General features: G+C 62.1%; 9 protein-coding genes. 4 read left to right on the top strand and 5 right to left on the bottom strand.

Going from position 1 to position 11182, the window contains the following annotated elements; all coding sequences use genetic code 11:
- Nucleotides 1-647: 647 nt before the first annotated feature.
- Both VGL22_RS12330 and VGL22_RS12325 read left to right on the top strand, forming a co-directional pair.
- Nucleotides 648-1325 (top strand): response regulator, encoded by a 678-nt coding sequence (locus tag VGL22_RS12330; protein WP_465267230.1) that lies wholly within the window; start codon nucleotides 648-650, stop codon nucleotides 1323-1325.
- Entirely contained in the window at nucleotides 1306-2811 is a 1506-nt protein-coding gene (locus VGL22_RS12325; protein WP_465267229.1) for an ATP-binding protein, read from the top strand. The genes VGL22_RS12330 and VGL22_RS12325 overlap by 20 nt, the downstream gene beginning before the upstream one ends.
- Nucleotides 2812-2885: 74 nt before the next feature.
- Here the strand turns inward: VGL22_RS12325 and VGL22_RS12320 are convergent, their stop codons facing one another.
- The 5 genes from VGL22_RS12320 to recA all read right to left on the bottom strand — a co-directional run bounded on the left by VGL22_RS12320 (nucleotide 2886) and on the right by recA (nucleotide 8065).
- Nucleotides 2886-3182, bottom strand: coding sequence for a DUF503 domain-containing protein (locus VGL22_RS12320; protein ID WP_465267228.1), 297 nt, complete (start codon nucleotides 3180-3182; stop codon nucleotides 2886-2888).
- A 130-nt stretch (nucleotides 3183-3312) separates the two neighbouring features.
- Complete coding sequence (coaD, locus tag VGL22_RS12315; RefSeq protein WP_465267227.1) at nucleotides 3313-3798, bottom strand: pantetheine-phosphate adenylyltransferase; 486 nt, start codon at nucleotides 3796-3798, stop codon at nucleotides 3313-3315.
- Between the two features lie 51 nt (nucleotides 3799-3849).
- Nucleotides 3850-5907 carry a PP2C family protein-serine/threonine phosphatase gene (locus tag VGL22_RS12310; RefSeq protein ID WP_465267226.1) on the bottom strand — a complete coding sequence of 686 codons (2058 nt, stop codon included), beginning with the start codon at nucleotides 5905-5907 and terminating at the stop codon, nucleotides 3850-3852.
- Nucleotides 5908-6001: 94 nt separating this feature from the next.
- On the bottom strand, nucleotides 6002-6427 hold the full coding sequence (locus VGL22_RS12305) for a type II toxin-antitoxin system VapC family toxin (protein ID WP_465267225.1): 426 nt from the start codon (nucleotides 6425-6427) through the stop codon (nucleotides 6002-6004).
- A 564-nt stretch (nucleotides 6428-6991) separates the two neighbouring features.
- On the bottom strand, nucleotides 6992-8065 hold the full coding sequence (gene recA / locus VGL22_RS12300; protein WP_465267231.1) for a recombinase RecA: 1074 nt from the start codon (nucleotides 8063-8065) through the stop codon (nucleotides 6992-6994).
- An 833-nt stretch (nucleotides 8066-8898) separates the two neighbouring features.
- Here recA and VGL22_RS12295 point away from each other — a divergent pair.
- Nucleotides 8899-10098: a pyridoxal phosphate-dependent aminotransferase gene (locus VGL22_RS12295; protein WP_465267224.1), complete on the top strand. Its 1200-nt coding sequence runs from the start codon at nucleotides 8899-8901 to the stop codon at nucleotides 10096-10098.
- 110 nt (nucleotides 10099-10208) lie between these two features.
- A partial coding sequence (locus tag VGL22_RS12290; RefSeq protein WP_465267223.1) for a mannose-1-phosphate guanylyltransferase occupies nucleotides 10209-11182 on the top strand: 974 nt, incomplete at its 3' end.

Here is an 11182-nt window from a genome sequence, read left to right as displayed (position 1 = left end):
ATCGACCGTGCGGCCCGCCTCAACCTGCTTCAGCGCAGTGATCATCTGCGCCTCCGTGTGCTTGCTTCGGCTCATCCGTCCTTCCCCTTCCTTCGTCCAAATCGTATTCCGAAATGGGCGGATTCAGGGGGTCAGGTCACTCCCGGCAGCTCGTCAGACGTGCGGAAGGCTGGGGCGCGAGGCGCATCTCGGAAGGGCTTGGGCAGGCGGGAAGGGTTGGGGGCGTCCCTCAGGGCCTAAAGCCCGCACAATTCAGGAGTCGTCTATCGGCACGACTGAACAGGCTGCGGAGAAGCTTCAAGGAGACGCCTCTTCAACATGGGAACTGCGGCAGGGGCTAAAGCCCGGCCTTGCTTCTGAGCAGCTTAGCGGCCCGACTGAAGTCGTGCCCTTGTTACAAAGCCTCTTCAGCCGAGTTTGCTCCGCCAGCGGTTAAGTCGTGCCGTTTCCAAAACAATGGCTCAAGAGAATTTCCGCAGGCTGGGGGTCGAGCCCTGATCCAAAGCCCCACGCGCTTCATTCAGGGTGGGCATGACAATTTGTTCATCTGGCGTTTGGCGCAATGACAAGTGGGAGGGCGGGCGTGTCCAATGGTGTGTGCTGGTGTAGTCACTGATTCTGCGGCACTTTTGGACTGAATACCTGACATGCGGCTTCTGTTAGTTGAAGACGAAAACGATATCCAGGGTTTCCTGAAGCAGGCGCTTACGGAGGCCGGCTACCAGGTGGATGTGGCGCCGGACGGCAAGAGCGCCGAGGCTCTGGCGCCGGCTCATTCCTATGACATTTTGATTGTGGACCTGGGGTTGCCGGACCAGGACGGAATCAGTTTGATTCTGCGGCTGCGGCAGATGGGGGTGCAGGCCCCGGTGCTGATCCTGTCGGCGCGGCGGTCAGTGGACGACCGGGTGCGGGGTCTGGAGCAGGGCGGCGACGATTATCTGACCAAGCCGTTTGCGATGGCGGAACTGCTGGCGCGGCTGCGCAATCTGCTGAGGCGCAATGCTCCGGTGTCTACCGAGGCGACGCGTCTGCGGGTGATGGACCTGGAGCTGGATCTGCTGCGGCGCGAGGCGACGCGCTCAGGGCAGGCGCTGCAGCTTACGCCGCAGGAGTTTGTGCTGCTGGAGTATCTTTGCCGGAATGCGGGGCGGGTGGTGACGCGCTCGATGATTCTGGAGAAGGTGTGGGGGATGCGCATCCAGCCGGACACGAACGTGGTGGATGTGCACATCTACCGGTTGCGCGGGAAGGTGGATGGGCATGGGCAGCCGCCTCTGATTCGAACCCTTCGCGGGGTGGGCTATGTCGTCAAAGACCGTTAAAGCCGCGGCGAGGCCGCCGATGCGCAGTGCGGCGTGGCGCATCTCGTTGTGGGCAACGCTGGCATTTGCGGCGGGCACGATGGTGGTTTTTTTCGTGCTGGACCGGGTGGTGGCAACGGATATCCATCGCCGGGTGGATGTGTGGCTCACCGGGGAAGTGGAAACGCTGGCGGATGTGGCGCAGCGCACTCCCGATGACGCGCTCTACAACCGCGTGGTGGGCGAGGTTGCGGAACTGGCGGAGCACGAGGTTCCGGACCGGCAGACGTCAGGCGATGGGGACGGGGACGAGGGTCCCAGCAAGAAACCCAACGACTCGGTTTTCTTTCTGCAGGCGGGGAGCGACGGATCGCTGAAGCTGTGGGTGGGTCCGGGCGAGGGGAAGACGTATCTGGACGCGGTGCTGGGCAGCCGCATTGTGGCGAACCGGCCATGGGACATTCAGGTTCGCGGATGGGACAAGCCGTTTCGGGTGGCGTCGCTGCCGATGAAGGATGGCAGCCGCGTATTTCTGGGGTTGTCAGAGCGCGATCAGCTGCGGGTGGTACGCAATCTGCGGACGCGGTTTTTTCTGCTTTGGCTTTCGCTGGTGCTGCTGGGGTTTGGGATTGTGTTTTTTACGACGCGGCGGATGTTGAGGCATGTGCGGCGCATATCGGAGGCGGCATCGCACATTGGACATTCGGACCTGGACACGCGGGTGCCGACGTCGAGGCGGAACGACGAGATTGCGCACCTGGCGCTGACGCTGAACGGGATGCTGGACCGGATCGAGAGCTCGATGCATCAGTTGCATACGATCACGGATTCGCTGGCGCACGATTTGCGCAGCCCGCTGACGGCGATACGGGGGAAGCTGGAGTCGTCGCTCTCGGTGGGGAGGGAGGGTGAGCCGTCGGAGGCGATTGTGTCGGCGATTGAGGAGCTGGACCGGCTGACGGACTTCCTGAACAAGTCACTGGATGTGGCGGAGGCGCGGGCGGATGCGCTGCGGCTGATGCGCACGGAGATCGACCTGAACGAGCTGCTGACGGCGATGGTGGACCTGTATGAGCCGTCGATGACGGAACGCGGGCTGAAGGTGAGGCTGCTGAGCGACGGGCCGGTGCGCATTGTGGGCGATGCGGGCCTGCTGCATCGGATGATGGCGAATCTTTTCGACAACGAGGTAAGGCATCTGCCTGCGGGCTGTGCGGTGACGATCCGCCTGCGGGAAGAGGAGAACGCCGCGTGGCTGACGGTTGAAGATAACGGGCCGGGTTTCGATGGGCAGATTTTGAGCAGCCTGTTTGTGCGGCGGGTGCGCGGGAAAGACTCGAGCGGGCACGGGTTGGGGCTGGCGTTTATTGATGCGGTGGTGCGGGCGCACGCGGGGACCATTACGGCGAGGAACGGGGAGCGCGGGGGAGTGCGGATTGCGATTGCGCTGCCGGCGGCTGGGGCGGATCGCGGGCGGGCGATGGCTTCTGCCACGTTGGCTGGCTAGCGGGTTGGCGGGGTTGGCGAGTTGGCTGGTTGGCGAGTTGGCGGGTTAGCGGGTTAGCGGGGTATGCGGGCGGGTCAGATTTCGACGTAGTCCCAGAAGGCGTCGGTGAGTTCGGCGCCGTGTTCATTGAGGATGCGGCGGGCGGCGCGCTCCACTTCTTCAATGAGGCCGTGCAGGTATTCGCGGGAGCGGGAGATGGCGGTGACGCCGATGGTGGCGGAGCGCCAGGTGACGGCCTCGTCCATCTCCGCGACGGAGATGTTGAAGCCCTGGCGGAGCTGGTCTTTGAGGGAGCGGACGACCTGGCGGCGGTCCTTGAGGGACTGGGCGTGCTCGATGCGGATCTCGAGGGTCAGGTGAGCGACGGGCATAGGCGTGTGGCGTTCGCAGGGCCAGTGTAATGCGGAATGGGCGCGATTGTGTTTGCGACGAGATCAGCGGGTTAGCGCTGCTTGGCAGCGTAGCTCCGCCCAAGTTTAGTGGCTGCGGGCGGGGAGCGAGTCAGGCTTTGGCGATGCGGTTGCGGAGGCGCTTGAGGACGTTGGGGGGGACGAGGCCGGTGATGTCGCCGCCGAAGCTGAAGACCTCTTTGACCATGCGGGAGCTGACGAAGGAGTAGCGGCCGGCGGGCTGGAGGAAGACGGTTTCGATATCGGGGGCGAGGCGTCGGTTCATGAGCGCCATCTGGAATTCGTACTCGTAATCGGAGATGGCGCGGATGCCGCGGAGGACGGCGGTGGCTTCCTGCTGGCGCGCGAAGTCGACCATGAGGCCGTTGAACATGGCGACGGAGACGTTGCCGAGGGTGCGGGTGGCTTCTTCGAGCATTTCGACGCGCTCTGAGACGCTGAACAGCGGATCTTTTCCGCGGTTGTTGAGCACCGAGACGGTGAGGTGGTCAAAGAGCTTGCAGCCGCGATGGATCAGATCGATATGCCCATTCGTAGGCGGGTCAAACGTGCCGGGATAAATGGCTCGGACGGGCATCGGCGGTTCTAAAGGGATTGTAGCAGTGCTGTTTAGGAGCGGCGCCGCGCGTCAGTATGCGCCCGCGAGTTCTTCCAGGACGCCGCGTGGCTGGCAGGCGGCCAGGTAAATGGAGATGACGGTGATGTCGTCGTTCTGGCCGAAGCGCTTGGCCGTCTGGGCGATGTAACGGGCCGACTCGTTGGAGACCTGCTGGGTGCGCTCGAAGCCGAAGAGCTCGCCGTGGTCGTTCTGTGCTTCCACGACGCCATCGGAGAGGAGGATGATGCGCTGTCCCTGCTCCAGTTGGAAGGAGACCTGCTCGTAAGTCATGCCGGGGATGACGCCGAGGGGCAGGCCGGGGGGGAGCTCCATTTCGCGGCCGTCGCGATAGGGGCTGAGGTGGCCGGCGTTGGCGATCTCCATGGCGCCGTCGCGGTAGATGCGGGCGCAGAGGCAGGTGGCGAAGCTGACGACGCTGTCTTTGTCGCGGCTGCGGGAGGTGGAATCTGCGCCGCAGAGGACATTGTTGAGGTGCTGGAGGATGGTGGCGGGCTCGTGGGAGAGCTCGTTGCGGAAGGCGCCGACAAGGGTGCTGGCGTTCATCGCGGCCTGGAGGCCCTTGCCGCTGACGTCGCCGGCGACGACGAGGAGCGAGCCATCTTCGACGGGGAGGACCTGGAAGAAGTCGCCGCCCACGCCGTTGACCGGGACGTAGGCGCTCTCGAGCATGAAGTATTTGTTGGAGGGCAGCTCAGTGGGAATGAGCATGGCCTGGACGCTGCGGGCAGCGGCGATTTCGGCGTTGGAGCGCTGCTCCTCCTGAATGACGCGGACGAAGCGGTAGAGGATGACGGCGATGAGGCTGACGAGGAAGACGGCGTAGCCGAGGGTGCCGTTGCTGAATTCAATGGGGCCGATGTGGTAGCGGTAGAACGCGACCATGTCGCTGATCCATTTATTGGCGGCGAGATAGCTGAGGATGGTGTCGATGGAGCCGGCGATGGCGGCAAGGAAGAAGGGCGGGAGCATGATGCCGGCTTCCCGGAAGCCGCGGCGCCAGGCGCGGATGAGGAGCGAGATGACCAGGGTGAGGAAGACGATTTCCGCGGCGACGGAGAGGGCCTGGTAGAAGGAATCCGAACCCAGAAGATGGGCGAACGGAAGGATCAGGAGGGTGCCCTGAACGATGCGGGTCAGGCGGATCTTCGGTTCGGCGGTGAAGCGGAGGATGAACTCGAGGGTGACCGCCATGAAGATGCGGTCGCTATACAGGTTGAGGGGGATGTAGACAGAGAAGGGGATGAGTTCGAGGCTCCAGAAGACCTCGAAGATGCCGTGGAGAAAGACGGACACGCAGAGCAGGGAGAGCCAGAGGTATTCGGAGTGGTGGCGCTGGGCGATGTAGAGGATGGCGCCCAGGGCGGCGACGAAGAGGAAGAGAAAGCTGAGGACCATGCCTGCGATGACCTGCTGATCCCAGCGGTGGGAGATGGCGATGGCGAGGCGTTCGGTGACATCGTGATGGGCGCCGATGTCGACGCGATCAAGCAGCCCATGGGAGATCTGGACGCCGGGCGCGGCCCAGGAGCGGATGGCAATGGTGATGGTTCCGTCGGGTGCGGGTGGGGGCAGGCTGATCTCGAGCGGGAGCGACTGATACATGCTGGGGCTGGGAGTCATGCCACGGGTGTGGCCGACCTCCTGGCCATTGGCGAAGACGGAAAGCTGGCCGATGGTGTGAGGAGTGAGGAGCAGGTCGAGCGATTCCCCGGGGGGCTGAAGCTGGCGCGCGTTGATGCGAATCCGGTACCAGGCATATCCGGCATAGGAATCGAACCCGAGTTCAGAGAGCGGCTTGCCGAGGGTGATGGCGGACCAGGAGCTGTCATCGAGAGCGGGGTCAGCCCACTGCGGGTTGTCGCCGATCTGGAAATGCCATGGGCCTTCGAGGTGGGCCTCCATGTGGCCTGCGGGGGTGACGGCGCCGGGGATCGGCGGGTGCGTGGCGGCCGGCTGTGGGGACGCGGCGTTTGCCGGCTCATCGTGGGACCAGGCAGGGGGGATTGCCCAGACGACCAGCAGCAAGGTCGCGATCGGCCAAAGCGCAGCTCGTCGGACGAATCTCATGGGTGGTTCAAGTGTAGACGAGGTGCGGAAAAACTGCCGGGGGTCCGCTCCTGTCGGGACATGGGTGGATACGGGAGGAGGAGGCGGATGGTTCCTAATAGACCTTCCCGTCGAGATCCATCATGAATCGAATACCGGGAATAGAGAGGCGATATAGCGCCCTGTCGTTGGTCACAAAGAGATCCACGCCAGCTGCGGCGGCGGTCGCAAGATTAATGGCATCGGCCTGGCTGATGCGCGATCCGGCGCGAATCATGCTGTAGCGGTCGGCTGCGTCAGCGTTTAACGGGAGAAGTTCGACTTCGTCACTATCGAAGAACTCTTTGATGCCTTTGATTCCTGCAGTGTCGTTGCGTTTCCGCGGTCCAGTGAGAGCTTCGCCGATGGTGAACACACTGGCGCAGAGACGGTCTCCGCGGCGGAGAATGTCGTTGTGCAGTGTTTCTACCCGCTTGGAAAAAGCCGGGTTTGCTTCGAGGAGGTAGATGAAGAGCATGGTGTCCCAACAGATTCGATTCATCGATCATTCCCCGAAGCTTTCTCCTTTGCGAGCTCGGCCTCGTATCTCTCCCACGCATCTGGTCCCCACTGGCGCTCTCGCCTGAGAAAGGCTTCGCCACCGCCAAGTGCCTTGAATGTGTCAGCGCATAAGCCGTAAAGCGCCATCAGCCGGGACCCCGAGGGTCCGTTGTGCCTTTTTGTGCTGTGAGGACTTTGCTGCGGCAAGATGCGATAGGTGAATTGCCATGTGGTGCTTGGGCCCCCGGATGGTGGGCCTCCCCGTTTTTCAACTAGTTCCAAGCCAGCCTCTGCCTGGAACGCCTTTGAATTAAGGGTTGAGAACACGGACGGAGTCCGGTTGGACCATCCAAGATCTTTCAGGACATTTCCGACCCGGACTTGAATGGTATCTTCTCCACGTTCTTGGGCAGGCCGGATGTAGGCCGAGATAACGTGTTTCTTGGTAATGTCGGTGGGCGTCATACTCCTCCTTTACTCTCATACCTTACATACCTACCTTTGAATTGTCAAGAAAATGGCGGCCGTCCTGGCTGGGACCGCCGCCATCTGCGTGCATGGTACTTTACCCGCGGCGGCTGCGGACGGCTTCCTTGGCTTCGGCGGGGCCGGAGGCGGGGACTTCGGGAACATCGGCTTTGGAGGCTGCGCCGATGTTGAGCTTTTTGCGCAGCTCGCCATCCATTTTGGCGAAGACGTCTCTGTTTTCCTTGAGGAAGGTGCGGGTGTTTTCGCGACCCTGGCCGATGCGCTCGCCGGAGTAGCTGTACCAGGCGCCGGACTTCTCCACGATGTTGTTGGCCACGGCGAGGTCGAGGACGTCGCCTTCGCGGCTGATGCCTTCTCCGTAGAGGATGTCGAACTCGGCTTCGCGGAAGGGGGCGGCGACCTTGTTCTTCACGATCTTGACTTTGGTTCGGTTGCCGGTGACGGCGTCGCCTTCCTTGATGGCGGCGATGCGGCGGATATCGATGCGGACCGAGGAGTAGAACTTGAGGGCGCGGCCGCCGGTAGTGGTTTCAGGGTTGCCGAACATGACGCCGATCTTCTCGCGGATCTGGTTGATGAAGATGAGCGAGGTGCGGGATTTGGAAACCGTGCCGGTGAGCTTGCGGAGGGCTTGCGACATGAGGCGGGCCTGGAGGCCGACGTGGGAGTCGCCCATTTCGCCGTCGAGCTCGGCCTTGGGGACGAGGGCGGCGACGGAGTCGACGACGAGGACGTCAATGGCGCCGGAGCGGACCAGGGCCTCGGTTATTTCGAGGGCCTGCTCGCCGGAGTCAGGCTGGGAGACGAGGAGGTTGTCGACGTCCACGCCGAGCTTTTTGGCATAGGCCGGGTCGAGGGCGTGTTCGGCGTCGACGAAGGCGGCGAGGCCGCCCGCACGCTGGGCTTCCGCGATGATCTGCAGGGTGATGGTGGTTTTGCCGGAGGACTCAGGGCCGTAGATTTCAATGACGCGGCCGCGTGGAACTCCGCCCACGCCGAGGGCGGCGTCGAAGCTGATGGAGCCGGTGGAGATGACCGAGATCGGGACCAGGGCTTCCTTGGATCCGAGGCGGACAATGGAGCCCTTTCCAAACTGTTTTTCGATCTGGCTGAGGGCTAGTTCAACGGCTTTGGCGCGATCATCGGCAATGGCCATGCGGGTGTTTCTCCTTCAGAGAGCGCACTCTCAGTCTGCTCCGCAGAGGGGGGAGCAAGCAAGAATCCTGGAGCGCAGTTTCGATCGAATTCTAGCACCACCTGCCACCTGCGGTGGGGCCACTCGCGCCTGCGGCGCCATTCTTGCCGGGGTGCCCCGCTGTGGTTTGGAGGTGCGTCCGGTGGGAGGTGGAGCGGGCTGTTCTCCGGCCATCTCTCGAGTGATTTGCGAGGTTTACTGCTTCGTTAACTGCCTGAATCCATCTTAGCGAATAAAATGCGAATACTGTGGAGTGCTTACAAGAAGATTTTGTGACCTGAATCACATGCGTAAACCCTGGATCCCGATGAAAAGAGGTGGGTTGATTCCGAGAAGAAAAATAATTTAAAAAAGGGCCTATTATTTTTCTGGTTAACAGACGGTGTATCTGGCGTTGCAGAAGCGGGAGAGTGGTTGAAGCGGCGGAATGGGCGGTAGACGGCATGGGTCGCGCAGGGCTGCCAGATTCGGCAGGGACAATGAGTATGGCTCTTCTGCGATCGGCAGGATGTGAGCGCGGTCACAGGAATCAGGAGTGAAGAGAGGGTCTGGACATTGAGCTGCTGCCGAAACTGTGCTTAGGCTGGGACTGGGCTGGGACTGGGCTGGGATTGGGGCGGCGCCGCGCCGAGGATCCAGGTTCATTCCCCGCGAAAAGGGGATTGCCTGGGGAATGACTGAAAGAAAAGAAAGCAGAAAGCACGGAGTACGCGTGAACGGGTGGGGACGGCTTTGTTCGACGGGCGAACGGGCTTTGTGGGTGCGAGAAAATCTGTAAAGATAGGGATATGACGACTGTTGCCGCTCCGCAGAAGGTGTTTGCCGACCGCATTGGCCGGATTGAAGTTTCCGCAACCATGGCGGTGGCCGCCGAGGCTGCCAAGCTCCGCGCCGGGGGCGCCAACCTGGTGGACTTTGGGGCCGGGGAGCCGCACTTTCCAACTCCGCAGCATATTAAGGATGCGGCCATTGCGGCGATCAACGCCAACTTCACGCGCTACACGGTGGTGCCGGGCATTCCGGACGTGCGCAAGGCGATTGTGGACCGGCACGCGGCGGACTTTGGGTCGGATTACGGGATTGACGAAGCCATCTTTACGGTGGGCGAGAAGCACGCGCTGTTCAATGCCATCCAGATCCTGGTGGATCACGGGGACGAGGTGATTTTGCCGGTGCCCTACTGGGTGAGCTTCAAGGACATCATCCAGTATGCGGGCGGCAAGGTGGTGTATCTGCAGACGAGCGAGGCGGAGAGCTTCCGGATCACGGCAGACGCGATTGAGCGGGCGATTACGCCGAGGACCAGGGCGATTGTGCTGAATTCGCCGTCGAATCCGGCGGGGTCGGTGGTTTCTGCCGAGGACCTGGAGCGGATTGTGAGGCTGGCGCATGAGCGGGGCATTTACCTGCTGCTGGATGAGTGCTATGTGTATCTGAACTATGAGAGCAAGCCGGTGTCGGCGGGGTCGTTCAGCTGGGCGAAGGAGCACATGGTTGTGCTTGGTTCGCTGTCAAAGACGTACGCCATGACGGGCTGGCGGGGGGGATTCGCCCTGGCGCCGAAGGCCATTATCGCCAATCTTTCGAAGCTGCAGTCGCAGCAGACGTCGAACGCGACGAGCATCGTGCAGAAGGCGTCGATTGCGGCGCTGGCCGGGTCGCAGGAGTGCGTGGCGGAGTTTCGTACCGAGTTCAAGGAACTGCGCGACTACATGCTGAAGAAGCTGGCGGAGATTCCGGGCGTGACGTGCACGAAGCCGGAGGGTGCGTTCTACGTGTACCCGAACATCTCGGCGTTTTTGGGCAAGGGCGGGGTGCGGACGGCGACCGAGCTGGCGACCCGTCTGCTGCACGAGGCGCATGTGGTGACGGTACCGGGGGAGGCCTTCGGGACGGGCGAGCACATTCGTCTTTCCTACCCTGTGACTCGTCAGAGTATCGACGAGGGTACGCGCCGCATGGGAGAATTCCTGAGCCGGCTGGCCTGATCGTTTCAACGCGATAGATTCCCGTAAACGGAACGAGCGATATCTGCGAGCAGGGATGTAGCCGCTGTCACTACCCAGTAGCCGCGTTAGTGAAATAGGATGTGTTTCTCATGTCGAAGATTGATTTTCGCCCTGTAGTCCTTGCCGGTGGTAGTGGCACCCGGTTCTGGCCGCGGTCTCGCCGTGCGCGCGCCAAGCAGGTTTTGGCGCTGGATGGCGAGCGCTCGATGATTCAGCAGACGGTGGAGCGGTTGAAGCCGCTAAGCGGCGCGGACAGTACGTGGGTGATCACGAACGAATTCCTGGCGCAGGAGATTGCGGACCAGCTCAAAGGCGTGCCGATGAGTCAGATTGTCCAGGAGCCGGTGGCGCGGAATACGGCGCCAGCGTGCGGACTGGCGGCGTTCCTGGTGGAGCGGGACAATCCCGATGCGGTGCTGGGGGTGTTTCCTTCCGATCACGTGATTGGGGACGAGCCGCGTTTTCTAAGGGCGCTGCAGAAGGCAATTGATCTGGCAGCCAGCGGCGAGAACATCATCGTGCTCGGGATTGAGCCGACGCGGCCGGAGACCGGTTACGGGTATATCGAGACCGGGGACCTGGCGAAGAATGACGCCGCGCTGCATGTGAGGCGGTTTACGGAAAAGCCGAACCTGAACCGCGCGCAGGAGTTTGTGGCGGCGGGCAATTACTACTGGAACTCGGGTATGTTCATCTGGTCGGCGCGAACGCTGGCCAATGCGGTGCGCGAGCACTTGCCGGAGACGGCTCCACTGCTGGAAGAGATTGCGGCGGCTTACAGGACGCCGAACTTTGAGAAGACGTTCCGCGAGCTGTATTCGAAGTGCGAGAACATTTCAGTGGACTATGCGGTGCTGGAGCCGCGCTCGGCCAAGGGCGAGCACAAGTCGAACCTGTATTGTCTGACGGCGGAGTTCAGCTGGAACGATCTGGGGTCGTGGGCGTCGCTGTACGAGTACCAGATGGAGACGCGGCTGCGCGGCGATGGGGACGGCAATGTGGCCGAGACCGAAGGGCACACGGCGGTGGAGGCCTCGAACAATTATGTCTACAGCCCCAAGAA

It is taken from the genome of Occallatibacter sp., assembly GCF_036502485.1.
Classification (GTDB): domain Bacteria; phylum Acidobacteriota; class Terriglobia; order Terriglobales; family Acidobacteriaceae; genus Telmatobacter.
Note: the sequence above shows the minus strand (reverse complement) of the source record. Positions and strands in the feature narration are given on the sequence as shown.